The 24226-nt window shown below is 71.8% G+C and carries 26 protein-coding genes and 1 pseudogene; 15 read left to right on the top strand and 12 right to left on the bottom strand.

The annotated features are described in order from the left end of the window. The first annotated feature begins 6 nt into the window (after window positions 1-6). Window positions 7-333 carry a protease inhibitor I42 family protein gene (locus ACWG52_RS18490; protein WP_389804134.1) on the top strand — a complete coding sequence of 109 codons (327 nt, stop codon included), beginning with the start codon at window positions 7-9 and terminating at the stop codon, window positions 331-333. Here the strand turns inward: ACWG52_RS18490 and ACWG52_RS18485 are convergent. Continuing rightward, a complete protein-coding gene (locus ACWG52_RS18485; protein ID WP_389804131.1) occupies window positions 317-1498 on the bottom strand; it encodes a DUF418 domain-containing protein in 1182 nt (393 codons plus the stop codon). The genes ACWG52_RS18490 and ACWG52_RS18485 overlap by 17 nt on opposite strands. 143 nt (window positions 1499-1641) lie before the next feature. Between ACWG52_RS18485 and ACWG52_RS18480 the strand changes: the two genes are divergently transcribed. Next, window positions 1642-2292: a GntR family transcriptional regulator gene (locus tag ACWG52_RS18480; RefSeq protein WP_389804128.1), complete on the top strand. Its 651-nt coding sequence runs from the start codon at window positions 1642-1644 to the stop codon at window positions 2290-2292. 8 nt (window positions 2293-2300) lie between these two features. Further along, complete coding sequence (locus ACWG52_RS18475) at window positions 2301-3689, top strand: MFS transporter (RefSeq protein ID WP_453129017.1); 1389 nt, start codon at window positions 2301-2303, stop codon at window positions 3687-3689. 39 nt (window positions 3690-3728) lie between these two features. Here ACWG52_RS18475 and ACWG52_RS18470 read toward each other — a convergent pair whose 3' ends face one another. Then, on the bottom strand, window positions 3729-4559 hold the full coding sequence (locus ACWG52_RS18470) for a maleylpyruvate isomerase family mycothiol-dependent enzyme (RefSeq protein ID WP_389804122.1): 831 nt from the start codon (window positions 4557-4559) through the stop codon (window positions 3729-3731). Between the two features lie 149 nt (window positions 4560-4708). Between ACWG52_RS18470 and ACWG52_RS18465 the strand changes: the two genes are divergently transcribed. Both ACWG52_RS18465 and ACWG52_RS18460 read left to right on the top strand, forming a co-directional pair. Beyond that, the gene (locus ACWG52_RS18465) at window positions 4709-5488 is read left to right on the top strand and encodes a carbon-nitrogen family hydrolase (protein WP_389804119.1); all 780 of its coding nucleotides are present in this window, start codon (window positions 4709-4711) and stop codon (window positions 5486-5488) included. Between the two features lie 124 nt (window positions 5489-5612). Beyond that, the gene (locus ACWG52_RS18460) at window positions 5613-5924 is read left to right on the top strand and encodes a hypothetical protein (RefSeq protein WP_389804116.1); all 312 of its coding nucleotides are present in this window, start codon (window positions 5613-5615) and stop codon (window positions 5922-5924) included. On the opposite strand, the pseudogene ACWG52_RS18455 reads toward ACWG52_RS18460, so the two are convergent. Further along, window positions 5896-6443, bottom strand: a pseudogene (locus tag ACWG52_RS18455) (LURP-one-related/scramblase family protein). The gene ACWG52_RS18460 and the pseudogene ACWG52_RS18455 sit on opposite strands and share 29 nt — an antisense overlap. Before the next feature lie 32 nt (window positions 6444-6475). Between ACWG52_RS18455 and ACWG52_RS18450 the strand changes: the two are divergent. Further along, entirely contained in the window at window positions 6476-7288 is an 813-nt protein-coding gene (locus ACWG52_RS18450; protein WP_389804113.1) for a hypothetical protein, read from the top strand. A gap of 28 nt (window positions 7289-7316) precedes the next feature. After that, entirely contained in the window at window positions 7317-7844 is a 528-nt protein-coding gene (locus ACWG52_RS18445; protein ID WP_389804109.1) for a DUF4240 domain-containing protein, read from the top strand. Here ACWG52_RS18445 and ACWG52_RS18440 read toward each other — a convergent pair. Beyond that, window positions 7835-8500, bottom strand: coding sequence for an MSMEG_1061 family FMN-dependent PPOX-type flavoprotein (locus ACWG52_RS18440; RefSeq protein ID WP_453129016.1), 666 nt, complete (start codon window positions 8498-8500; stop codon window positions 7835-7837). The two genes, ACWG52_RS18445 and ACWG52_RS18440, sit on opposite strands and share 10 nt — an antisense overlap. Window positions 8501-8524: 24 nt before the next feature. Further along, window positions 8525-9079 (bottom strand): Uma2 family endonuclease, encoded by a 555-nt coding sequence (locus tag ACWG52_RS18435; protein ID WP_453129015.1) that lies wholly within the window; start codon window positions 9077-9079, stop codon window positions 8525-8527. A 179-nt stretch (window positions 9080-9258) separates the two neighbouring features. Between ACWG52_RS18435 and ACWG52_RS18430 the strand changes: the two genes are divergently transcribed. Then, window positions 9259-11100, top strand: coding sequence for an NHL domain-containing thioredoxin family protein (locus ACWG52_RS18430; RefSeq protein ID WP_389804101.1), 1842 nt, complete (start codon window positions 9259-9261; stop codon window positions 11098-11100). A 23-nt stretch (window positions 11101-11123) separates the two neighbouring features. Here ACWG52_RS18430 and ACWG52_RS18425 read toward each other — a convergent pair whose 3' ends face one another. The 5 genes from ACWG52_RS18425 to ACWG52_RS18405 form a co-directional block, all read right to left on the bottom strand. Next, window positions 11124-12416: a M18 family aminopeptidase gene (locus ACWG52_RS18425; RefSeq protein WP_033214757.1), complete on the bottom strand. Its 1293-nt coding sequence runs from the start codon at window positions 12414-12416 to the stop codon at window positions 11124-11126. A gap of 101 nt (window positions 12417-12517) precedes the next feature. Beyond that, window positions 12518-13246: a hypothetical protein gene (locus ACWG52_RS18420; RefSeq protein WP_389804098.1), complete on the bottom strand. Its 729-nt coding sequence runs from the start codon at window positions 13244-13246 to the stop codon at window positions 12518-12520. A 134-nt stretch (window positions 13247-13380) separates the two neighbouring features. Next, window positions 13381-15207, bottom strand: a complete 1827-nt coding sequence (locus ACWG52_RS18415) for an acyl-CoA dehydrogenase (protein WP_389804095.1) — start codon at window positions 15205-15207, stop codon at window positions 13381-13383. Window positions 15208-15324: 117 nt separating this feature from the next. Next, window positions 15325-15630 (bottom strand): ATP-binding protein, encoded by a 306-nt coding sequence (locus tag ACWG52_RS18410; protein ID WP_390139299.1) that lies wholly within the window; start codon window positions 15628-15630, stop codon window positions 15325-15327. Between the two features lie 60 nt (window positions 15631-15690). After that, on the bottom strand, window positions 15691-15897 hold the full coding sequence (locus ACWG52_RS18405; RefSeq protein ID WP_390139297.1) for a hypothetical protein: 207 nt from the start codon (window positions 15895-15897) through the stop codon (window positions 15691-15693). A 114-nt stretch (window positions 15898-16011) separates the two neighbouring features. On the opposite strand from ACWG52_RS18405, the gene ACWG52_RS18400 reads away from it, so the two are divergent. The 7 genes from ACWG52_RS18400 to ACWG52_RS18370 all read left to right on the top strand — a co-directional run bounded on the left by ACWG52_RS18400 (window position 16012) and on the right by ACWG52_RS18370 (window position 20764). Then, on the top strand, window positions 16012-16869 hold the full coding sequence (locus ACWG52_RS18400; RefSeq protein WP_453129014.1) for a helix-turn-helix domain-containing protein: 858 nt from the start codon (window positions 16012-16014) through the stop codon (window positions 16867-16869). Next, window positions 16850-17065, top strand: a complete 216-nt coding sequence (locus tag ACWG52_RS18395; protein WP_389804083.1) for a DUF397 domain-containing protein — start codon at window positions 16850-16852, stop codon at window positions 17063-17065. Before ACWG52_RS18400 ends, ACWG52_RS18395 begins: the two co-directional genes overlap by 20 nt. A gap of 82 nt (window positions 17066-17147) precedes the next feature. Next, complete coding sequence (locus tag ACWG52_RS18390; RefSeq protein WP_033215170.1) at window positions 17148-17606, top strand: SseB family protein; 459 nt, start codon at window positions 17148-17150, stop codon at window positions 17604-17606. Between the two features lie 58 nt (window positions 17607-17664). Further along, entirely contained in the window at window positions 17665-18633 is a 969-nt protein-coding gene (locus tag ACWG52_RS18385) for a helix-turn-helix domain-containing protein (RefSeq protein ID WP_453129013.1), read from the top strand. 113 nt (window positions 18634-18746) lie between these two features. Beyond that, window positions 18747-19127: a hypothetical protein gene (locus tag ACWG52_RS18380; RefSeq protein ID WP_389804077.1), complete on the top strand. Its 381-nt coding sequence runs from the start codon at window positions 18747-18749 to the stop codon at window positions 19125-19127. Between the two features lie 117 nt (window positions 19128-19244). Further along, window positions 19245-20240 carry a pirin family protein gene (locus tag ACWG52_RS18375; protein ID WP_389804074.1) on the top strand — a complete coding sequence of 332 codons (996 nt, stop codon included), beginning with the start codon at window positions 19245-19247 and terminating at the stop codon, window positions 20238-20240. 200 nt (window positions 20241-20440) lie between these two features. Further along, a complete protein-coding gene (locus ACWG52_RS18370; protein WP_389804071.1) occupies window positions 20441-20764 on the top strand; it encodes a hypothetical protein in 324 nt (107 codons plus the stop codon). Here ACWG52_RS18370 and ACWG52_RS18365 read toward each other — a convergent pair. Both ACWG52_RS18365 and ACWG52_RS18360 read right to left on the bottom strand, forming a co-directional pair. Continuing rightward, window positions 20739-21824, bottom strand: coding sequence for an AI-2E family transporter (locus ACWG52_RS18365; RefSeq protein WP_389804068.1), 1086 nt, complete (start codon window positions 21822-21824; stop codon window positions 20739-20741). The genes ACWG52_RS18370 and ACWG52_RS18365 overlap by 26 nt on opposite strands. Window positions 21825-21902: 78 nt before the next feature. Then, window positions 21903-24188, bottom strand: coding sequence for an ATP-binding SpoIIE family protein phosphatase (locus tag ACWG52_RS18360; RefSeq protein ID WP_453129012.1), 2286 nt, complete (start codon window positions 24186-24188; stop codon window positions 21903-21905). Between the last annotated feature and the right edge of the window lie 38 nt (window positions 24189-24226).

The following is a 24226-nucleotide window of genomic DNA, read 5'->3' as shown; positions in this document are numbered from 1 at the left end:
GCGGGCGTGGAGGTACGGAGCATCGTGCTGGGCCCGGACGAGCCGTACGAGCTGCGGCTCGTCGGGCGCGGGGCGCGCGGGTACGTGTGGACCTGGCAGGTCACCGGCGACGCGGACGTGGTGAGCGTGGCGGAGGCCCCCGCGGCCACCCCCGGGGCGGCCCCGGCGCCCGGCGCGCCGGTGGAGCGGACCTACCTGATCCGGGCCCGGCCCCCGGGCGGGGGCCGCGCCCGGATCCGCTTCGCACAGATCCGGCCGCCCTACCCGGACGAGGCCCCGTACGACGAGTTCGTGCTGGACGTGGAGGTGGTGGCCGTCACCGGCGGGGCCTGAGGACCGTGCGCTGCACGGCCTCCAGGGGTCCGTGGTCGAAGCGGCGCAGCCACAGCCACGATCCGGCGGCCAAGGTCAGGCTCACGCCCGCCCACAGGCCCATCACCCACCAGGGGCCGCTGCCGCCGAACCGTTCCGCGAGGCCCAGCCCGATGCCGTAGCAGAGCAGCATGCAGAGCAGGTTCTGGGCGACGTAGCAGGACAGGGCGGTGCGGCCGACGGAGCCGAGGGCACGGCTCACCGGGGCCGGGATCCACCGCCGGTCGAGGGCGAGGCCGATCAGGCCGATGTAACCGAGGGCGAGCAGCGGGGCGGCGCCGTAGCGGCCCAGGAGGTAGCAGTCGGAGCCGCCGAGGGTGGTCGCGGCGTTCAGCGGCAGCCCGAGGCCCAGGCCCCAGGCTGCCAGCCGGGTGCGGATGCGGTGGCCTTCGGCGGTGGCGGTGAAGGCGCCCGCGCGGTGCAACCGCACGCCGAGGAGGAAGAGGAACACGAGCAGCCCGAAGGAGAAGACCGGCTCGATGCGCAGCGCGAGGAAGTGTTCCAGGCGGAAGGCGATCTGGGCGGGGTGGCCGCCGTGGGCGTACAGCTCGACGGCGGCCGGATCCGGGCTCTTCGGGGTTCCGGAGGGCCGGCTCAGCGCGTCGGCGGTCAGCAGGGAGATCAGCGCCAGGTGCACTCCACCGGCGGTCCACATGGCCCGCCTGCGGACCTTCTCGGAGCGGGCCAGCAGCCAGGCGACGAGGAGCGCGGTGACGGCGTACCCCATGAGCACGTCCCAGGCGAAGACGAGCACGAAGTGGACGGTGCCCTCGACGAAGAGGAAGGCGGCGCGGCGCGGGTAGCGGCCGGGCCAGGGGTCGCCGCGGCGGGCGGCGGAGTCGAACTGGATGGCCAGGCCCACCCCGAACAGAACCGTCAGCAGGGCCAGGAACTTGCCGTCGGCGAGGAAGCGGAAGACGCTCTCGGCGAGGTGGGCGGCGGAGGGGTCGGCGATCGGGTCGGGCAGCTCCAGACCGCCCTGGAGCACGCCCCACTCCGAGCCGGGCGAGGTGAAGATCCAGACGTTGGTCATGAGCGTGCCGAGGATCGCGGCGCCGCGCAGGACGTCCAGGAGCGGGAGCCTGGCGGTCTTCTGTGCCGCCGGGGCGAGCAGGGTGTCGGCCATGACTTCAGCGTCCCGGCGCGCGGGGCCCCGTACGTCCTGCGGGCGGACGAAGGCGCGGTACATCCTTCGATGCAGCGGGCGGCCCCCGGTCCACATCCTGGACCCGGCACGGCTTGCACCTCTGTTGTATCTATCCTGTGCGCATGCCCGCCTCAGCCACCGCCGCGACCGCCGCCGACCGCGTGTACCAGCACGTCAAGCAGGGGGTGCTCGACCGCCGTTACGAAGGCGGCACCCTCCTGACCGAGGGCGAACTGGCCGCGGCCGTCGGGGTCTCCCGTACGCCCGTCCGCGAGGCGCTGCTGCGGCTGGAGACCGAGGGGCTGCTCAAGCTGTACCCGAAGAAGGGCGCCCTGGTCCTCCAGGTCTCCGCGCAGGAGATCACCGACGTCCTCGAAACCCGGATCCTGGTCGAGGAGTTCACCGTACGCAGAGCGGTGCCGGCGCCACCGGGCCTGCTGGACCGGCTCACCACCCTGCTCGACGAACAGCGCCGGCACGCCGAGGCGGGCGACCTCGGCGCGATGATGGCCGCCGACCGCGGCTTCCACGCCGAGATCGTGCGCCACGCCGGGAACCAGATCCTGTGCCGGCTCTACGACCAACTCCGCGACCGGCAGCTGCGGATGGGCGTGGCCCTGCTGCACGCCCACCCCGAACGACTCGACCGCACCCTCGCCGAGCACGCCGAGATCCTGGACGCGCTGCGGGCCGGGGACGTGGAGGCGGCGTCCGCGGCGGTCCGCGGGCACATCGGCCGGGTCGAGGCCCTGGTGCGCGGGCCGGGCCGGTGACCGCCCCGGTGAACGGCCCTGTGACCGCCCCGGTGAACGGCCCGGCGCACGCCTCCCCCGGTGTACCCGCCGACCCGCCGGGCGGCCGCAAGGCCGTCGCCGTGTGGGGTATCGGCGTCGCCGTCTACTTCGTGGCGGTGATCTTCCGTACCAGCCTGGGCGTGGCCGGCCTGGACGCCGCGGACCGCTTCCACGTGGGCGCCTCGGCGCTGGCCACCTTCTCCCTGCTGCAGCTGCTCGTCTACGCGGGCATGCAGATACCGGTGGGCCTGATGGTCGACCGGCTCGGCACCAAGAAGGTCCTGACCCTGGGCGCGGTGCTCTTCACCGTCGGCCAGCTCGGCTTCGCGCTGTCGCCCTCCTACGGGATGGCGCTCGCGGCGCGGGCGTTGCTGGGCTGCGGTGACGCGATGACCTTCATCTCGGTGCTGCGCCTCGGCACCCGGTGGTTCCCGGCCCGGCGCGGGCCGCTGATGGCGCAGCTGGCCGGGCTGGTGGGCATGGCGGGCAACCTCGTCTCCACCCTCGTCCTCGCCCCGGTCCTGCACGGGGTCGGCTGGACGGCCGCGTTCGCGGGCAGCGCGGTGGCGGGGCTGGTGGTCCTGGTCCCGCTGGTGCTGTTCCTGCGGGACCACCCGGAGGGTCACGGGCCCGCACCCCGCACCGCCGGGGCCTCGGGGGGGTTCGTACGCCGGCAGATCCGCGAGTCCTGGGCCGAGCCCGGCACCCGGCTCGGCCTGTGGGTGCACTTCACCACGCAGTTCCCCGCGATGGTGTTCCTGCTGTTGTGGGGGATGCCGTTCCTGGTCGAGGCGCAGGGGCTGTCACGGACCACCGCGGGCGGACTGCTGACGCTGGTCGTCGCCTCGAACATGGCGCTCGGGCTGGTCTACGGCCAGATCGTCGCACGCCGCCAGTCCGCGCGGATCCCGCTCGCCCTGGGCACGGTCGGGCTCACCGCCCTGCTGTGGGCGGCGGTGCTCGGACACCCGGGCGACCGGGCACCGATGTGGCTGCTGGTCGCACTGTGCCTGGTGCTCGGCGGCTGCGGACCGGCATCGATGATCGGCTTCGACTTCGCCCGCCCGGCGAATCCCGCGGAGCGCCAGGGCACCGCCTCCGGCATCACGAACATGGGCGGCTTCCTCGCGTCCATGACCACGCTGCTGGCGGTGGGCATCCTGCTCGACGCCACCGGCGACAACTACCGCATCGCCTTCTCGACGGTCTTCGTGCTGCAGGCGGTGGGCGTCCTCAGCATCCTGCGCCTGCGCCCCCTCGCCCTGGCCCGCGAACGCGAACGCGAACGCGAACGCGCCCACGCCCACGCCACGGTCCCGGGCCCCGCCGCGCCCCCCGGCCCCGTCCCGACGGAACCGGGCCGCGCACCGGCCTGACCGGGTCGCCACCCGGCCGGCCGTGAAGGAGCCCTGGCCCTACGGGGTCACGGCGAACCGGGTGAGGATGGCGTCCGCCAGCTCCACGTCGCCCTCCACCTTCACCCGGTCGGCGACCGTGTGCGCCCGCACCCGGCCGGCCGCCAGGCGGACGTAGGTCTCCCAGTCCATCGTCAGGGTCACCGCCGGGCCCAGCGACGGCGACTTGTCCACGGTGCCGCGGCCGTCCGCGTCCACCCGTACCGTCCGCATGAACTCCAGCTGTCCGTGCACGTCGATCACCACCGCCGAGTTCGCCGGGGCGCCCGCCCGCTTGGCCACCACCTTCGGCAGCCCGGCCAGCAGCAGGTCCCGGGCCACGTACGCGCCCGGCGAGTCCCAGTTCCCCGGTACCCCCAGCGCCGCCCGCAGGTCCTGCTCGTGGATCCACACGTCGAAGGCCCGCAGCCGCAGCGCCTGCTCCAGCGTCACCTGGTCACCGAGCGGCCCCCGCACCATCGTGGCCGGATCCCGCTTCTCGTTCCGCAGCTGCCGGGAGCGCCGGATCACGGTGTACTCCAGCTCCGAGGTCATCTCCGGCGCCGTGTGGTGACGCCGTACGTCGACCTGTACCTCCATGTACCGGCTGAACTCGTCCACCACGTGCCGCAGGTCCCGCGCCACGGTGTGGATCGGCCGCGGGTCCCCGAGCTGCTCGCATTCGATGCCGATGATGTGTGACACGACATCACGGACCGACCAGCCCGGACACGGTGTCGCCCGGTTCCACTCCCCCTCCGGCAACGGGAGGACCAACTCGGATATCGCCTCGATGGAGTGTGTCCACGCGTCGGCATAGGGTTGGAGGGCGGGATGCGGCTGGACGGTCAACGGGACCCCTCGCGGTGCTGTTCAATGGCGCGTTTCGGAAGCAGTGGACTCAGTTTCCAAAACTACGCTGCCGGTGAGCACCCCGGCAGTGCTTTCGTGTGACGATCGTAGGCCCGAGTTGACGGCTTGAACGCCAGGACGGTGGTAATGTGCGCGCCTCGTTGATCCAAATCGCAGTGAACGAGGGCGAGTCGGTGTCTTCCCGACGTGTCCGGGTGGCCGAACTCGTACGGGAGCAGGCGGGCTCCGATCTCGTCGTCCTGCCCGAGCTGTGGCCGGTCGGCGCATTCGCCTACGAACAGTTCGAGACCGAGGCCGAACCGCTGGACGGACCGACCTACGAAGCCATGTCCAAGGCGGCGCGCGACGCCGGCGTCTGGCTGCACGCGGGCTCGGTCGTGGAGCGCGCGGGCGACGGCTCCCTCTACAACACCGCCCTCGTCCTCTCCCCGGCCGGCGAGCTGGCCGCCACCTACCGGAAGATCCACCGCTTCGGCTTCGACCAGGGCGAGGCGGTGCTCATGTCGGCCGGGGACTCCCTGACCACCGTGGCCCTGCCGGAGCAGACCCTCGGCATCGCCACCTGCTACGACCTGCGCTTCCCCGAGCTGTTCCGGGGCCTGGTCGACGCCGGGGCCACCACGATGGTCGTCGCGGCGGGCTGGCCCGCCCGCCGCCGCTCGCACTGGACCCTGCTGAGCCGGGCGCGCGCCGTGGAGGACCAGTCCTACGTCCTGGCGTGCGGGCTGGCCGGCACCCACGCGGGCGTGGAGCAGGCCGGGCACAGCCTGGTGGTGGACCCCTGGGGCGAGGTCCTGGCGGAGGCGGGCCCCGGCGAGGAGGTCCTCACCGTGGACCTGGACCCGGCCAAGGTCGCCGACACCCGCTCCCAGTTCCCGGCACTGAAGGACCGCCGCCTGGGTCGCTGACGGGACCCCGGGGGTGCCGGGGTCCCGGCGCCCCCGGGACCCCGGTTGGCGCCCGCGTGCGCGGGCAGACGAGGAGGACGGGCGGCGCGGGCCGCCGCAGCCACGAGGAGGAGGCGGGTACGCCGTGACGGAAGACGCGGAGGCCGTGCTGGAAGCCGCCCTGGAGCCCCACGAGCCCGCCCACGCGGAGATCGAGGCCCGCCGGCGCGTCCGGGAACGGGCCACCGGCCTGACCCACCACGAGGCGCACGCCGCCTTGGAGGCGGTGCTGGCGGAAGCGGGCGACCTGGAGTTCGCCGACGCGTCCGTCCGCGCCGAGGCCGCGGAGTGGCAGCGCATCGGCGACCTGCTGTTCGACCACGGCGGCCCCTACGCACCGGAGACCGACGCCTACGTCCAGGGCCAGCTCACCGCCCGGGAACACCATCGGGACTGACCCCGTCCTCCCGCTCCTTCTCCGCCAACCGGATCACGCACACCGCGACCGCGATCAGCAGCGCCGCGTCCGCGTCCTCCCGGACCACGTCCACCGCGTACGTCTCGCGCACCCGGTACCACTGCCGTGAGACCAGCGCGAGCAGCTCACCGTCGTACTCGACCTTGAACTCGCGCTCCAGGATCCGCCCGCTCACATCGAGCTCGGTGCCCTCGGCCAGGGTCACGCGGAAGTGGCCCCGCAGCAGCGAGAGCCGCTTGCGGCGGATCACGGCGAGCCGCCGCTCTCCCCCAGCTACCGCTGGGAGGTGCCCCCGCGCTCCAGCGTCATCGCGTCCCGCAGCGTGAACAGCTTCTCCCGCAAGGTGATCAGGATCTGCCCGTCCGGATCCTTCAGCTCCAGGGTGTCCCGGAAGCGCAGCGCCTTCCCGTCGACGAGGAAGGCGTGCCGACCGTCCTCGTCCTCGATCCAGTAGTCGTCCCCGATGGTCAGCATTTTGTCCCGTACGAGGTATTTCATGCGCTGATCAGTGCCCGCGATAGGTTGCCCTCATGCCCCTGCTCTACGTGACCGACCTGGCGTACCCCGCACGCGGCCGCCGCTACTGCGACGAGGACATATTCCTCACGTCCCGGCTCCGCGCCGCGTTCGACCTGGCCCTGTGCCATCCAGCGGACGCGGAGGCCATGCTGCCGCTGGGCTTCGACGCGGTGATCGTCCGCAACAGCGGTCCCGTCCTGCACTACCAGGACGCCTACGACTCCTTCCGCGCGGCCGCCCTCGCCACCGGCGCCCGCGTCTACAACCCGCTCACCGGCCGCGGCGACATGGCGGGCAAGCAGTACCTCCTCGACCTGACGGCCTCCGGCCACCCGGTCATCCCGACGATCGACGACCCGGCGCGCCTCGCCGAGCTGCCGCAGGTCCCCACGTACGCGGTCAAGCCGAAGCAGGGCGCCGACTCCATCGGCCTCACCTTCACCGCGACACCGGACGGGCCGGCCGGGGCCGTGCTGATCCAGCCGCGCATCGACTTCACGTACGAGGTGTCCTTCTACTTCGTCGACGACGCCTTCCAGTACGCGCTCCACGCCCCCGATCCGGCCCGCCGCTGGGAGCTGGAGCTCTACACCCCGACCGAGGCGGACCTGGCCTTCGCCCGCTCCTTCGTCGAGTGGAACACCCTCGACCACGGCATCCAGCGGGTCGACGCCTGCCGGGCCCCGTCGGGCGAACTGCTCCTCGTCGAGCTGGAGGACCTGAACCCGTACCTCTCCCTGGACCTCGTCCCGGCGCCGGTACAGGACGCGTTCGTCACGGCACTCACAAGATCCCTCCAGACCTTCCTCAGCACCCCCGCCTGATGTCAGACCCGGCTGCCAGGCTTTCCCCATGGACAAGCAGACGTTCTGGAAGCTGATCGAGACGGCCCGCGCGGAGGCGGAACCGCAGGAGGTGTCCGCCCGCGCGGCCGAACTCCTCGCGGGCCGGCCGGAGTCGGAGATAGCGGCGGCCCAGCAGGTCCTGTGGGACCTGCTGGCGGAGTCCTACCGGGCGCCGCTCTGGGCCGCGGCCTACGTGATCAACGGCGGCTGCTCGGACGACGGCTTCGACTACTTCCGCGGCTGGCTCCTCACCCAGGGCCGGGAGACCTTCGAGACGGCCCTGACCGACCCCGACTCCCTGGCCGCGCACCCGGCGGTCGCCGGGGCCGCGGCCGAGGGCCTGGACCTGGAGGACGAGAGCGCCCTCTCGATCGCCTGGACCGCCTACGAGACCGGCACCGGCCGCGAGCTTCCGGCGGACTCCTTCACGATCAGCTACCCGGCCCTGGACCCCTCCTGGGACTTCGACTTCGACGACAGCGAGGAGATCGCGGCCCGACTGCCCCGGCTGAGCGCCCTGTTCGCCTACTCGTAGCGGTGGAGGAGGCTCTCGCGCTCCTGCCGCAGGATCTCCTCGATCGTCAGACCGGGGAGATCCAGGTGGGAGAGGGTGATCTCGGCGGAACTGGGCGCGGCGTCCTCCGCGAGCCACTGCTCCGGCTTCCACGCGTTGCTGCGCAGGAACGCCTTCGGGCAGTGCTGGTAGGCCTCCTCGACCTCCACCACGATCGCGCTCCGCGGCGGCTTGCCGACGGCGGTCAACCGCTCCAGCAACCGCGGATCGGCGGACACGCAGGCCCGCCCGTTCACCCGCAGGGTGGTGGCCCGCCCGGGAACGACGAAGATCAGCCCGGCCCGGCCCGTCTCCACGATGTTGTGCGCGGTGTCGAGCCGCTTGTTCCCGGTGGCGTCGGGCAGCGCGAGCGTGAACTCGTCGAGCACGGACACGAAGCCGGGCGGCCCGCCCCGGGGTGTCACGTCACAGCTCCCGTCGGCCCCGGCACTGGCGACGAACACCAACGACGACCGGCCGATGAGCACCCGCGCCGCCTCGTGGATCCGGTCCACGGCCTTCCGCCGGGCCATCTCCCCGGGATCCTCGTACAGTTCCCTCAACCCGTCGCTGCTCCGCACGGCGGTGGCGTCCAAGGCATCGAATATCCGCCCGCTCGGCGGCGTGCTGACTGTCACCCCCGGCACGCTACCGGGCGCCGGTCAGAGCCCGCCGGTGTCCAGGTCGATCCCGAACGGCTCGGGCAACCGCACCGGCGTCCCGAAGGGATGCGGCCCGTCCACCTTGGTGTACCCGAGCCGCCCGGGCAGCGCGAACAGCGTCACGGTCGCCTCCACCCGGTCGACCAGCAGATACAGCGGTGCCCCGTACTCGGCGTACCTCTTGCGCTTGACGACACGATCCGTCTCGGCATCGGACTCGGACGTGATCTCGACGATCAGCAATGTCTGGTCGGGGACCAGCGCCCCGCCGCCGAGTGCGAGCTGCTCGGGCACGACCGCGATGTCCGGCACGTACCAGTTCGACGATCCCGGCAGATCCAGGTTCCCCGAACCTTCCACGCAGTCGAGCTCGTCCACCCGGCCTTCGATCTGACGGCGCACGATCTTCGCGGCCCGTTCGTGGTCCCAGCTCGGCGTCACGTTGGTGATGACCCCTTCGAGGATCTCGGTGCGGTCCCCACTGTGGTGCTGGATGGCGTACTTCAGGGCCCGCTCGGGATCGATGCCCTCGCTGTAGTCGTGCGCGGTGGTCATTCCGGACGCCTCCCTAGCTTCCTGGGACCAGGCTCCCACGGGGTCCCGCCACTCGTCGTCACCCCGGCGGGTGTACATGGCCCGTCGGTCGCCGAGCCGGCACCGTCCACCGGCGACCGGATCGTGGCCTGCCGCATACGCGTGATCCGGTGTTCATACCCGGATGGCAAGCTTGAAGGATGAACGATGCTGCCCCGGCGCCCACCCCCGCGCCCGCGCCCCGCCGTGCCCGAGTCCGTGCCCCCGAGCTGATCGGCAAGGGTGGTTGGATCAACACCGGCGGGAAGGACCTGAAGCTCGCCGACTTCCGAGGTCGCACATTGATCTTGGATTTTTGGACCTTCTGCTGCATCAACTGCCTGCACGTCCTCGACGAGCTGCGCGAGCTGGAGGAGAAGCACCGCGACACCGTCGTGATCATCGGTGTGCACTCCCCGAAGTTCGTGCACGAGGCCGAGCACGCCGCCGTCGTCGATGCCGTCGAGCGGTACCAGGTGCACCACCCCGTGCTGGACGATCCCGAGCTCGCGACCTGGAAGCAGTACGCCGTACGCGCCTGGCCCACGCTCGTCGTGATCGACCCCGAGGGGTACATCGTCGCCCAGCACGCCGGTGAGGGGCACGCGCACGCCCTCGCCCGCCTGGTCGAGGAGCTGGAGGCCGAGCACGAGGCCAAGGGCACGCTGCGGCGCGGCGACGGGCCGTACGTGGCGCCCGAGCCGGTGGCCGGCGCCCTGCGGTTCCCCGGGAAGGCGCTGCCGCTGCCGTCCGGGAACCTGCTGGTCTCCGACTCCACCCGGCACCAGCTCGTGGAGCTGGCCGCCGACGGCGAGAGCGTCGTACGCCGCGTCGGCAGCGGCGAGCGCGGCTTCGGCGGGGACAGCTTCAGCGAGCCCCAGGGCCTGGCGCTGCTGCCCGACGGCAGGGTCGTCGTCGCCGACACCGTCAACCACGCCCTGCGCACCTACGACCCGGCCACGGGGCACGTGGAGACCGTCGCCGGGACCGGCCGGCAGTGGTGGCAGGGCTCCCCGACCTCCGGGCCGGCGCTGGATGTGGACCTGTCCTCGCCGTGGGACGTGGCCTGGTGGCAGGGCCGGGTCTGGATCGCCATGGCCGGTGTGCACCAGCTGTGGACCTGGGACCCGGAGGCCGGGACGGTCGAGGTCGCGGCCGGTACGACCAACGAGGGGCTGCTCGACGGGCCGGCCGCCGAGGCCTGGTTCGCCCAGCCCTCGGGGCTCGCGGCCGCCGGGGACCGGCTGTGGATCGCGGACTCCGAGACCAGCGCCCTGCGGTACGTCGAAGCGGGTGACGACGGGTACGTGATCACCTCGGCCGTCGGTACCGGGCTGTTCGACTTCGGCCACCGCGACGGGGACGCCGCCCAGGCGCTGCTCCAGCACCCGCTCGGGGTGACCGCCCTGCCCGACGGTTCGGTCGCGGTGTGCGACACGTACAACCACGCGCTGCGCCGCTACGATCCGGCCACCGGCCAGGTCTCGACGCTGGCGACCGATCTGCGCGAGCCCAGCGACGCCGTGCTGGTCGGTGAGGACATCGTGGTCGTCGAGTCGGCCGCGCACCGGCTGACGCGGCTGCGCCTGCCGGAGGAGGCGGTCCGCGTGGACGCGGTCGCCCACCGTACGCAGCGGGCCGCCACCGAGGTGGCCCCCGGCACGCTCCGCCTCGACGTGGTCTTCCAGGCGCCGAGCGGGCAGAAGCTCGACACCCGCTACGGGCCCTCCACGCGGCTGCTCGTCTCCTCGACCCCGTCCGAGCTGCTGGCGGCCGGCGAGGGGGCCGGGACGGACCTGTTCCGGGAGCTGGCGTTGAACCCGGAGGTCACCGAGGGCGTCCTGCACGTCTCGGCGATGGCGGCGTCCTGCGACGACGACCCCGCCAACGAGTACCCGGCCTGCCACGTCCACCAGCAGGACTGGGGTGTGCCCGTCCGCGTCACCGCCGAGGGCACCTCCCGGCTGCCCCTCGTCCTCGCCGGGATGGACGCCGAGGGGTAGCCGACACCGGCCTTCCTGGGGGCTCAGCCCTCCAGGAAGGCCACCAGGGCGTTCGCGAGGAGGAACGGGTCGTCCGCGCCGCACAGTTCGCGGGCGCTGTGCATCGAGAGGATCGCGACGCCGATGTCCACGGTCTGAATGCCGTGCCGGGCGGCGGTGATCGGGCCGATGGTGGTGCCGCACGGCATCGAGTTGTTGGAGACGAAGGTCTGCCACGGGATACCGGCCCGCTCGCAGGCGGCGGCGAACACCGCGCGCCCGCTGCCGTCGGTGGCGTACCGCTGGTTGACGTTGACCTTCAGGATCGGTCCGCCGTTGGCGCGCGGGTGGTGCGTCGGGTCGTGCCGCTCACCGTAGTTGGGGTGCACGGCGTGTCCGGTGTCCGAGGACAGGCAGATGGTGCCGGCGAAGGCCCGCGCCCGGTCCTCGTACGAGCCGCCACGGGCGAAGACTGAACGTTCCAGCACGTTGCCCAGCAGCGGGCCGTCCGCGCCCGTGTCGGACTGGGAGCCGTTCTCCTCGTGGTCGAAGGCGGCCAGCACCGGGATGTGGTCGAGCTTGTCGGAGGTGGAGACGGCGGCCAGCGCCGCGACGCCCGCGTGCACCGACAGGAGGTTGTCCATGCGCGGGCCGGCGACCAGCTCGCGGTCACGGCCGAGGTAGGAGGGCGGTTCGATGGAGTGGACCATCAGGTCCCAGCCGGCCACCGAGCCCTGCTCCAGGTCCTCTTCCTCCTCCAGGAAGGAGATCAGGTCGCCCTCCTGCACATCGCCCAGACCCCAGATCGGCTGCATGTGACGCTGCTTGTCGAGCTTGAGGCCGTCGCTGTTCACCGACCGGTCCAGGTGCACGGCGAGTTGGGGTACGCGCAGCAGTGCGCGGTCCACGTTCACCAGGCGCTCGGTGCCGTCGCGCAGGGTCAGCCGCCCGGCCAGGCCCAGGTCGCGGTCCAGCCAGGTGTTGAGCAGGGTGCCGCCGTAGATCTCGACGGCGATCTGCCGCCAGCCCTGGGAGCCGGTGTCCGGCAGCGGCTTGACCCGCAGGTTCGGGGAGTCGGTGTGCGCGCCGACGATCCTGAACGGCGTGTGCGCGGCGGCGCCTTCGGGAACGAACCAGGCGATGAGCGCACCGCCGCGGAGCACGAACTTGCCCCCGGTGCCCGCATCCCAGGCGTCCGTTTCCGACAACTGCCTGAAGCCCGCCTTCTCCAGCCGCTCCGCCGCGTTCGCCACGGCGTGGTACGGCGACGGACTGGCCGTCAGGAAGGTCATCAGATCGTCGGTGTGGCCGCGGTCGAAGCGGGCGGGAGAGCTCATGTTGTTCACCTTAACGACGGTCGTGTTCGCCATGGCCGGACTGCGAGGGATGGCCGGAGGTCGGGGTCCACAGGGTGGGTGATCTGCGGTCCCGTCGGTTTTCAGCCCGGCGGACGCTCGAATCGGCGCTGCAGTTGCCTGCGCTCGCCCCGGCGGATGCGCGGGAGCATCTCCGGGGTCTGCGGGGAGCGCTGCGCGCGTCTCTTGCGTCCGGCGCAGAAGATACAGGCCTCACCGGGAGGAGCGTCGGGGTCGATCGGCGCGCCGGGATGTTCGGAGCATCCCGAGGCGTTGCGCGGCCGGGAGAGTTCGCGGGCGACGATGAAGGCGCGGTGCAGGTCGTCGGCGATGCGGACGAAGTCCTCGGCGGGTGAGGACAGGCCCAGGTGGAACCGTTGGTCCTCGACGGCGCGCACGTACGTGCGCAGCCGCTGGAGCGTGTACGGGGGGTCCGGTACGGGGTAGCCGAGGCGTCGCTGTTCTCCGGCGGGGGCGGCGGACGGGCCGCCGCGGTGGCGCTCTCCGAGGCGTCGGCGGTCGTTGCAGATCAGGCAGCGGCCCCAGCCTTCGGGCGCTTCGGGGTCGAGGGCGCCGTTGGGGTGCTCGGGGCAGCCGGTGTAGCTCTTGGCGGGTGCCAGTCCGGTGGCCGTCCGGAAGGCCACGTACAGCGCGTCGGCGATGGTGTCGTACTCGGCGGGGTGGGCGCCGTCGTAGAGCTCGCGGAGGTGGTCGCCGAGGCTGCCCAGGCTCGCCTGCAGCTCCTTGAGGGCGTACGGCCGCCCGGTGGGGACCGAGTACCCCCTGCTGCCGTGCTGATCCTGTGGACTCATGTCTACGAGCGTCCCATGAACGACTGACATAGGGGAAAGCCGCAGGGCAGGGGCCTGGGGCCGGGTACGCGCCGGCGGCCGGGCCCCTGTGCGGGGGGCCCGGCCGCCGGTGGGTGTGAGCGGGGTGCGACCGACTAGAAGGCGGCCTCGTCGAGCTCCATGAGGGAGTTGTCGACGACCTCGGCCAGTCGGCGCTGGACCGAGACGTTCGGCAGGACCTGCGACGCGAAGAACTTCGCGGCGGCGATCTTGCCGGTGTAGAAGGGGACGTCCTTCGGGGCGGCGGTCGCCAGCTTCTCGGCGGCCACGGCGGCGCCCTTGAGCAGCAGGTAACCGACGACCACGTCACCCGAGGCCATCAGCAGGCGGGTGGTGTTCTGGCCGACCTTGTAGATGTTCTTGACGTCCTCGCCGGTGGCGGTGAGGTCGACGATCATCTGGCCGACGATGGCCTCCAGGTCGACGGCGGCCTTGGCGAGCGCGTCGCGGGCGCCGGCCAGCTCCTCGCCGCCGACGGCCTCGGCCAGGAACTTCTTGATCGTCTCGCTGAGGATGTTCAGCGAGGCGCCCTGGTCGCGGACGATCTTCCGGAAGAAGAAGTCCTGGCCCTGGATGGCCGTGGTGCCCTCGTAGAGGGTGTCGATCTTGGCGTCGCGGATGTACTGCTCGATCGGGTACTCCTGCAGGTAGCCGGAGCCACCGAAGGTCTGCAGGGACTGGGCGAGCTGCTCGTAGGACTTCTCCGAGCCGTAGCCCTTCACGATCGGCAGGAGCAGGTCGTTGAGGCCGATCTCGGCGGAGGCGTCCTGGCCGGCGGCCTGCTTGATCTGGATCTCGTCCTGCACGGAGGCCGTGTAGAGGACCAGGGCGCGCATGCCCTCGGCGTAGGCCTTCTGCGTCATGAGCGAGCGGCGCACGTCGGGGTGGTGCGTGATGGTGACCTTGGGCGCGGTCTTGTCCATGAAGTTCGCGAGGTCCGGGCCCTGCACGCGCTCCTTGGCGTACTCCAGCGCGTTCAGGTAGCCGGTGGAGAGGGTGGCGATGGCCTTCGTGCCGACCATCATCCGGGCGAACTCGATGATCATGAACATCTGGCGGATGCCGTCGTGCTTGTCGCCGATCAGCCAGCCCTTGGCGGGGTGCTGGTCGCCGAAGGTCATCTCGCACGTGTTGGAGGCCTTGAGGCCCATCTTGTGCTCGACGTTGGTGGCGTAGACGCCGTTGCGCTCGCCCAGCTCGCCGGTCTCCCAGTCGAAGTGGAACTTCGGGACGAGGAAGAGGGACAGGCCCTTGGTGCCGGGGCCGTGGCCCTCGGGGCGCGCGAGGACGTAGTGGAGGATGTTCTCCTCCATGTCGTGCTCACCGGACGTGATGAAGCGCTTCACGCCCTCGATGTGCCAGGAGCCGTCGGCCTGCTGGATCGCCTTGGTGCGGCCGGCGCCGACGTCCGAGCCGGCGTCCGGCTCGGTGAGGACCATGGTGGAGCCCCAGCGCTTCTCGACGGCTATCTGCGCGACCTTCTTCTGCGCCTCGTTGCCCTCTTCGAAGAGGATGCCGGCGAACGCCGGGCCGGAGGAGTACATCCAGATGGCCGGGTTCGAGCCGAGCAGCAGCTCCGCGTAGGCCCAGATGAGGGAGCGGGGCGAGGTGGTGCCGCCGATCTCCTCGGGCAGGCCCAGGCGCCAGTACTCCGAGTCCATGAAGGCTTCGTAGCTCTTCTTGAAGGAGGCCGGGACGGGCGCGGTGTTGGTGGCCGGGTCGAAGACCGGCGGGTTGCGGTCGGCGTCCTCGAAGGAGGCGGCCAGCTCGTTCTCGGCGAGGCGGGCGAGCTCGGACAGGACGCTCTTGGCGGTCTCGGTGTCCATCTCCTCGAACGGACCGGTGCCGTACTGCTTGTCGCGGCCGAGCACCTCGAAGAGGTTGAACTCGATGTCGCGGAGATTCGACTTGTAGTGCCCCATGGCGACGGCTCCGTTAAGGCTCGGGGAGACAGGGTTCCTCGTACATACCAATCGGTAACAACATGATGCTACCCGCCGGTAATAACGGCAACCCTTCCGCGTGGACTGTGACCAGGGTCAAAGCTCGCACCAGACCGTCTTCGTTCGATACCCCTCGGTGACTCCCCATCGCAGCGCCACGGCCTCCAGCAGGGCGAGGCCGCGCCCCGACTCGTCGGAGTCGGTCGCCTGCCGGGGTACGGGCCGGGCGCGCGGGGCGGGATCGGTGAGCTCGACCCGCGTACGGGTTGCCCTTCCGGTGCCTCCGGTGACGCGCAGGGTGACGGGGGTGCCTTCGCCGAGGTGGCGGATGACGTTGGCCAGCAGCTCGGTCACGCACAGCTCCGCGTCGGGGTGGCCGTCGGGCCCGAGGTGCTCGCGCACGGCGTGCCGCAGCAGCCGGGCCGCCTCGGGGGGCGGCGAGCAGCCGGATCGTGAGGGCGTTCACCGCTCGGCCAGGGCGGCGGCCAGTCGCTGCGCGGTGGCGGTGTTGCAGTTGCCGAGGTCGATGAGGGGCGGCGAGTCGTACCGACCTGCGTAGGAGAGGAGGTGCAGGTCCAGCGAGGGCAGGGTGATCCCGTGCGCGGTGAGCGCGGTGCGTAGCGCGTCGAGGGCCGCGATTGCCTCGCGGTCGTGGGGGTGGTCGCTCATGGGGCCGTCCGTTCCTGTGCGGAGTGTGACGAAGTCCTCACAGGGTGGTGCGGTGCTGCGTACCGTGGGAAGGGTTTCGGGTCCACAGAGCGAAGTGTGCAAGGCGGTCCGATCGTGGCTGCTCGTAAGGACATCGACGGCTCCGAGAGCGTTCCCGCTTTCTACGGCAAAGAACTGCGATGGAGGCGGGAAGAAGCGGGCTTCACGCTTCAGCAGACGGTGGAGGGGAGCTTCTACGGGGCCACGTACCTGAGCGAGATCGAGCGCGGCCAGAGGCGGATGCCGGTGGACCTGGCCTGTCATGTCGACCGCGTGCTCCACGCCGACGGGTTCTTCGAGCGGCGCTGCGAGGACGTCCGGAAGGCCCGGAGCATCGGCCAGGCCAGGTACGCCGAGAGGGTTCTGGAAGCTGAGAAGCTCGCGGAAACCATCGAGGAATGGAGCCCGGCGGCGCTCCCCGGCCTGTTGCAGACGGAAGCGTACGCGCGGGCCCTCGCAGGGGCGGAACGCCCGTTTGAACCCCGCGAGGAGACCGACGTCAAGATCAGGGCCCGACTGGCGCGGGCCAACCTCTTCGAGGGCATCCAAGGGGTGCCCGAGTACTGGGTGATCATGCACGAGTCGTTGCTGCGGCTGCCGATCCTCCCGCTCCAACAGATGGCGGAGCAACTCGACCACGTTGCGGCCCTCGCGCGGCGCAAGCGGATCGTTCCACAGATCGTCCCGTGGAACGCCGGAGCGCACCCGTTCATGGCAGCGGGAACCGTCCTCATCCTGACCTTTGGGAACGCACCCCCGCTGGTGTACACGGAGTCCCTGCACAGTGGTGTCACCATCGACGATCCGGCCCTCGTGAAGCGGTACCGAAGGTCGTACGATCTGCTGAGGGCTGCCGCGCTACCGCCGAAGGCGTCCCTCGCCATGATCGAGGCGGCCGTGGAGGACTACCGAAATGGCAAGCAGCCGAACTGACTTGAACGCAGCGCGGTGGCGTACGAGCAGCTACACCAACAGCGACGGAGGTACCTGTGTCGAGGTGGCTGACGGCGTAGCAGGGTTCGTCCCCGTCAGGGATTCCAAGAGGCCCCACGGCCCCACCGTGGTCATCGCCGCCGGTGCGTGGGGGCCGTTCGTGCGGGCGCTGAAGGCGGGGGAGCTATCCGGCTGAGGCGGTCCCCCCGCGCCCGCCCCGGAAGGGGACTGGCCGGTACCGGCCGGTATGGGGTCAGGTGCTCGATAGGGTGTGCCGCATGTACGGCTACGACCAGAACCCGGGTGCCCAGCAGCAGTATGCGCAGCAGCCCCCGCAGGGCTACGCGCAACAGGCGCCGCCGCTGTACCCGGAGCCGTCCCCGCCCTCGCTCACGGACGCGGTGCGGGCCTTCACCACGGGGTCCCTCTCCGCCGAGGACTTCCAGCAGATCTTCGCCACCTCGAAGGTCTACTGCCCGCGCGGCGACACCCCCGGATTCCTGGCGCTGCACAACACGCAGCACCCGGTCATCCCCATGTTCACCACGCTCAAGGAGCTGCGCCGGTACGCCGGCAAGGAGTCCAAGTACTTCGTGATCACCGGCGCCGAGGTCATCGATCTGCTGCCGACCGGCTACGGCTTCGTCCTCGACATGGAGGGCGACCACCGGATGGTCTTCGACGCCAAGGCGGTCGAGCAGATGGTCGACTTCGCGATGCGGCGGATGTATGGCTAGACGCCATGACTGCGTAGACGGCTGACCTCAGCCGTGGCCTGACGGAGGGGCGGGGACCGTGCTGCGGGTGCATTTCACGGCGGAGGACCTGCTCGACATCACCTTCGCGAGCGAGCCGCTGCCGCTCGTGGAACTGGGCATGGCGATCGTCGCCTGGCAGCGCACCGACCAACCGGCGGTTTTCGGCCGCTGGCGCGGCCGCGTCGGCCGGGAGCTGCCCGGCCGCGCCCGCCCGCTCCTGGACCTCCTGCGCCCCGACGGCGACAACCCGCAGTTCGTCGAGCCGTACGCGCGCACCCTGGAGGAGGGGCTGGCCGTCGTACGGGACGCCGGCCCGCTCCTGACCCCCGACGAGCTGCGCCGCGTCGCCTCCCGGGCCCCCGGCTCCCCCTCCTGGGTGCGGGCCCTGTGGGCCCAGGACCGCGAGGCGTGGGACCAGCTCGGTGGCGCGCTCCGATCCGCCTACGAGGTGGTCGTCGCCCCGCACTGGTCGCGGATCCGGCAGTCCTTCCGGGCGGACGTGGCCTGGCGCGCCCGGCTGCTGGCCGCGCACGGCATCAAGGCCTGCCTGGCCGGCACGCATCCGCTGGCCGCATGGTCGGGGACCGTGCTGGAGGTGGACGGGCCGCCGCACTACGAGGTCCACCTCGGCGGGCGCGGGCTGCTGCTGATGCCCTCGCCGTTCTGGACGGGCCGGCCGCTGCTCGCCGAGGGGCCGGACGGCCCGGACGGCAGGTACGTGCTGCTCTACCCGGCGCTGACGCCGCTGCCGCTGGTCGGCCCGGGCCCGGCGCACGGGGCGCTGGACGCCCTGCTGGGCCGGACCCGGGCGGCCGTGCTCCAGTCGTTGATCGAGCAGCGCACGACCAGTGAGCTGGCCCGGGACCTCGACATCAGCCTGCCCTCGGCCTCCGAACACACCCGCACCCTGCGGGCGGCCGGTCTGATCACCACGGAGCGCGACGGCAAGGCGGTCCTGCACTCGGTGACGGGCCTGGGCGTGGACCTGCTCCACAGCGGCGGCTGACCCTCCTTTCGGGCCTGCCCGAAAGGATCGCGGCCGGCCCCGGTCCGCCCGGAGTATCGGTGCCGCGGGGGGATTCACGGGGGACCCCCCGCCCCATCCACGAGGAGGCAGAGATGGCCCGTACGACGATCCGCACGAAGCTCGCCACGGTGGCGGCCGCCGCGACGCTGGCGCTGGGCACGGGGGTGCTGGCGGCAGGGCAGGCACAGGCGTCCGACCACACGGTCGAGGGGTGCCGTTCGGGTGAGGCGTGCATCTGGCCGGAGGGCTCGCCGGCGGCGGGCGTCCAGCCGTCGCTGCGGTTCAGCAGGGCGGGGACCTACAACCTCAGCAACCAGGAGAACTGGCACTGGGTCCTCAACAACCAGACGCAGAACTGGAAGTTCAAGCTGTGCACGGGCTGGGGCGGCGGGGGGACCTGCACCGACATCCCGGTCGACCGGTGGGTGGCGGTGAACCTCTCGCCGATCAACTCGGTCGTCGTCTCGCCGTAACCGCAGGTCAGGACCGCTGGGGCCCCGGAGGAAATTTCCTCCGGGGTCCTTCTGTTGTGCCGGTGTGGCAGAAAGTTCGAGTTTCAACTAAACTCGACGCAGAAGGAGGTCCTGACCATGCCCGCAGTGACTGTTGAGAACCCGTTGACCCTTCCCCGCGTGGCCGAGCCGCAGGCCGCCGTCCCGCGCAAGGTGCTGGCCGTCGTCTCCGCTCCCGGTGGGTTCGAGGGTGAGGGATTCCCGGTGCGCCGCGCGTTCGCCGGGATCAACTACCAGTACCTCGACCCGTTCATCATGATGGACCAGATGGGCGAGGTGGAGTACGCGCCGGGCGAGCCGAAGGGAACCCCCTGGCACCCGCACCGCGGCTTCGAGACCGTCACGTACCTGATCGACGGAACCTTCGTCCACCAGGACAGCAACGGCGGCGGCGGGATCATCAACGGCGGTGACACCCAGTGGATGACCGCCGGTTCGGGCCTCCTGCACATCGAGGCCCCGCCGGAGTCCCTCGTCGTGTCCGGCGGGCTGTTCCACGGCCTCCAGCTGTGGGTGAACCTCCCGGCCTCCGACAAGATGATGCCCCCGCGCTACCAGGACATCGGCGGCGGCCAGGTCCAGCTGCTGACCACCCCGGACGGCGGCTCCCTGCTCCGCGTCATCGCCGGTGAGCTGGACGGTCACCAGGGCCCGGGCATCACCCACACCCCGATCACGATGATCCACGCGACCGTCTCGCCGGGCGCGCAGATCACCCTGCCGTGGCGCGAGGACTTCAACGCCCTGGCGTACGTCATGGCCGGGCGCGGGTCGGTCGGTGAGGACCGCAGGCCGGTACGGACCGGGCAGACGGCCGTCTTCGGCGAGGGCGGCTCGCTCACCGTGCGGGCGGACGCGTCGCAGGACTCCAACGCCCCGGACCTGGAGATCGTGCTGCTCGGCGGACGTCCCATCCGGGAGCCGATGGCGCACTACGGGCCGTTCGTGATGAACAGCCAGCACGAACTGCAGCAGGCCTTCGACGACTTCCAGGCGGGCCGGCTGGGCCGCATCCCCACCACCGCGCGCACCGGCCTCGGCCACCGCGGCACGGGCGCGGTGGACCAGGACTGACCGCGCGGCCCGACGGGACCGCTCTGGCACGGAGCGGTCCCGGTCCCGACGCGAGGTCCTGAGTACCCGCGCACGCGCGGATGAGTATCCGGACGCCTGTGCCGGACCCGGGAACCGCATTGGATCGGGGCATGGACACCGCCTCTTCCCCTGCGATCCCCACGCCTGCGATCCCCACGCCTGCGATTCCCACGCCTGCGGTGCCCGCTGCTGCGGGCACCAAGGACCGCACCCGCTTCTGGGCCGGGCTGTCCGCGGCGCTCTTCCCCGGGGTCTTCGTGGGCGCGATCGTGCTGCTCCTGTCGTCCGTGCGGGTGTCGGGCTGCGTGACCTACGGGGTGGAGTGCACCCGGGGGCTGCCCGGGTGGCTGCTCCTGTGGAGCGCCGGCGCCGCGGCCGTGGCGTTCGTCGTCGCGCTGGCCGCGCCCCGACTGCGGGTCCGCCAGTGGGCGCTCGCCGTCCAGCTCCTCGCGGAGTGCACGGCGATCCTGGTGGTCCTCAGCTACTACCCGGACCCGGCTTAGGGGCGTCCACCGGCCCGGGTGCCGGGTCCTCGGCGTACCGGGCCCGCAGTTCCGAGATCACCCCGAAGACGGCGGCGGTCATCGGCACCGCCAGCAGCATGCCGAGGATCCCGGCGACGCTCGCGCCCGCGGTGATGGCCAGCATCACCACCGCCGGGTGCATCTGCACCGTGCGGCTCTGCACCACCGGCTGCAGTACGTAGCCCTCGATCATCTGGACCAGCAGCACCAGGCCCAGCGCCCACAGGCCGATGACCCAGCCCCGGTCGGCGAAGGCGACGAGAACGGCCACGGCGCCCGACAGGATCGCCCCCAGGTACGGGATGTAGGCGGTCACGAAGACCAGGGCGGCCAGCCCCAGTGCGCCCGGCACATCGAGGATCAGCAGGCCCGCGCCGATCAGCACGGCGTCCACCAGGGCCACGAACGTGGTCCCGCGCATGAACCCCTCGACGGCCTCGAAGGCCCGCCGCCCCATGGCCTCCATCAGGTCGCCCGAGCGGCTCGGGACGACGGAGCGCAGGGTTCCCACGGCCCGGTCGGAGTCGCGCAGGAAGAAGAAGATCAGCACCAGCGCCAGCAGCACCATCGCGATCATCGAGCCCACCACGCTGAGCCCGGCGACCACGCCCGAGGCGGCCGTTCCGCCGAACTTCGCGAGCAGGTCCTTGGAGTTCGCGGCGATGTCCTGCAGCGAGGTGCCCACCGCCCCGAAGTGCTCGGCGACGCTCTCGCCGGCCCGCCGCAGCGCGTCGACGATCTCGCCGCCGGTCTCGATCAGCGCGAGCACGACGATGTACGTGGCCCCGCCGACGACGGCGACCACGGCGAGGCAGGTCAGGGCCGCGGCCAGCGAGCGGTTCATCCCCATGCGGACCAGGCGCCGGTGCATCGGCCCGAGCAGGGCCGTACCGAGCACGGCCAGCAGCACGGGCGTCACGACGTCGTCGAAGACGGTGCACAGCCATACACCGACGGCGAGGACGGCGGTGACGAGCAGGACGACGCCGCACCAGGCGGCGAGTCGTCGTACGGGCGCGGGCAGGAGGGGATCGGACACCGCTGCATCCCATCACACCCCGCCGCGCCCCGCCGCACCCCGCCACCGGGTCGGCGGGCGGGCCGGCGGGCCGGCGGGTCAGAACATCGGGTCGGCGTCCGTCTTGGACTGCTCGTGCAGCGCGAACCAGATCGACTTGCCCTCGCCCCGCGGGTCCACGCCCCACGCGTCGGCCAGCATCTCCATCAGCAGCACCCCGCGGCCACTGGAGGACATCTCCCCCGGCTGCCGCTTGTGCGGGAGTTCGTCGCTGCCGTCCGCGACCTCGACGCGCAGCCGGCGCGCGCCCAGCTCGCCGATCGCCTCCGCGACCAGCAGGGCGTCGCCGTCGGTGTGCGTCAGCACGTTCGTCACCATCTCGGAGACCATCAGCACCGCCGAGTCCACCTGGTCGGGGTCGGCCCAGTCGTGCAGCAGCTCGCGGATCTGCTGGCGTACGCCCGCGATCCGTTCGGGCTCCACCTGCCCCACGGTCAGCACGGTGCGGCGCACGGGCCGGGCCGGGTGCGCCGGCGCCGCGCCCGGGAGACGCTCCGCGCTCTCGCGGCACAGCAGCACCACCGCTATGTCGTCCTCGCGGCGGTCGGCGAGCGGGCCGGTGGTGTGGTGCGAGGACGGCCCGTGCACGGCCTGGACCAGCAGGTCGGCCAGCCGTTCGAGGTGCGGCGGCGCGAGCGGCCCGACCGTGTCGGCGCCCGCTCCCGGGACCTGCGCGTCGTAGGCGGGCTCGTAGGCGTTCTCGTGCGCGTACTCGTGCGCGTCGGACTCCAGGACCGCCCGCAGCCGCGCCCAGCCGGTGTCCAGGTCGTGCCCGCCGGTCTCGATGAGCCCGTCGGTGCAGAGCATCATCGTCTCGCCGGGTTCCAGGGTGAACCGGGTGGTGGGGTAGTCGGACTCGGGATCGATGCCCAGTGGCAACCCGCCCGCGGTGGGGCGCATCAGGACGGTGCCGTCGGCCATCCGGATCGCCGGATCGGGGTGGCCGGCCCGGGCGACCTCCAGCATGCCGGTCCTCGGATCGCACTCCACGTACAGGCAGGTCGCGAACCGCGGGCTCAGGAAGTAGGCGTCGGAGCCCCGGCCGCCGTCGTCCGCGTACGGGTCGGACTCCGGCGAGGAGCACAGCCCGGCCAGGAAGCGGGAGGCGCGCGAGAGCACCGCGTCCGGCCGGTGGCCCTCGGAGGCGTACGCCCGGACGGCGATCCGCAGCTGCCCCATCAGCCCGGCCGCCCGGACGTCGTGGCCCTGCACGTCGCCGATGACCAGCGCGAACCTGCCCGACGGCAGCGGGATCATGTCGTACCAGTCGCCGCCGACCTGGAGCCCGCCGCCCGTCGGGACGTAGCGGGCCGCGATCCGCATGCCGGGGATCTCCGGGCCGAGCTGCGGCATCATCGACCGCTGCAGGCCGGTGGTGAGCTCCCGCTCGGATTCGGCCACCACGGCGCGCTGGAGCGCCTGCGCCAGCATCCGGGCCACCGTCGTCAGGACGGACCGCTCGTCGGGCGAGAAGGATGCCGGGTGCTTGAACGCGGCCATCCAGGCGCCCATGGTCCGCCCGGCCACGATCAGCGGCAGGAAGGCCCAGGAGACCCGGTCGAAGCGCCGCGCGAGCGGCCATGCCGCCGGGAAGCGCCGCTTGTAGTCCTCGGGGGTGGGCAGATAGATCGCCCGGCCGGTCCGGACGACCTCCGCGGCCGGGTACTTCGTCTCCAGCGGCATGTCGGAGAACGGGCCCTCGTCCCCCGGATCGTGCCCGTGGTGCCCGATGATCGACAGCCGGTCCCCGGCCACGCCGAAGACGGCCAGCCCGTCCGGGCTGAAACCGGGCATGGACAGCGAGGCGGCGACCCGCAGCACCTCGGCCGTGGACCTCGCCTCCGCCAGCGCCCGCCCCGCGTCCAGCAGGAAGGCCTCGCGGGAGCGCCGCCAGTCGCCCGTGATGGGCGTGTGGGCGGCCGTGGTGCCGGGCTGCGGCTCGGCGATCTCCTGGATGGTGCCGATCAGCTCGTAGTCCGTGGTCCCTCCCCCAGACTCCGTCCGGGGGGACCCCCCTGGCGCCCGGTTCTCCACCGGTTTGGAGCGGCTGCGTACGGTCCGCAGCACCCGGCCGTCCACGTCCATGATCCGCAGCCGGGCCTCGGCAAGGGTGCCCTCGGCGACGGCCAGGTTCACGATCCCGTTGATCTCGTTCCAGTCCACCGGGTGGAAACGGGACCGTACGGCCACCTCCGGCAGCACCACCGGTTCGGCGGGCAGCCCCAGGAGCCGGGCGGCCTCGCCGTCGAGGGTGACCGTCCCGGAGGCGTTGTCCCATCGCCACAGGCCGGTCGCGATGGCGGCCAGAACGTCCTCGGTGCGCACTCGGCCATCTTTACAGGTCATATCCGTCACGTGCCTGT

It is taken from the genome of Streptomyces sp. CLCI03, from assembly GCF_053615355.1.
This window is presented reverse-complemented; position numbering and strand designations above follow the sequence as displayed.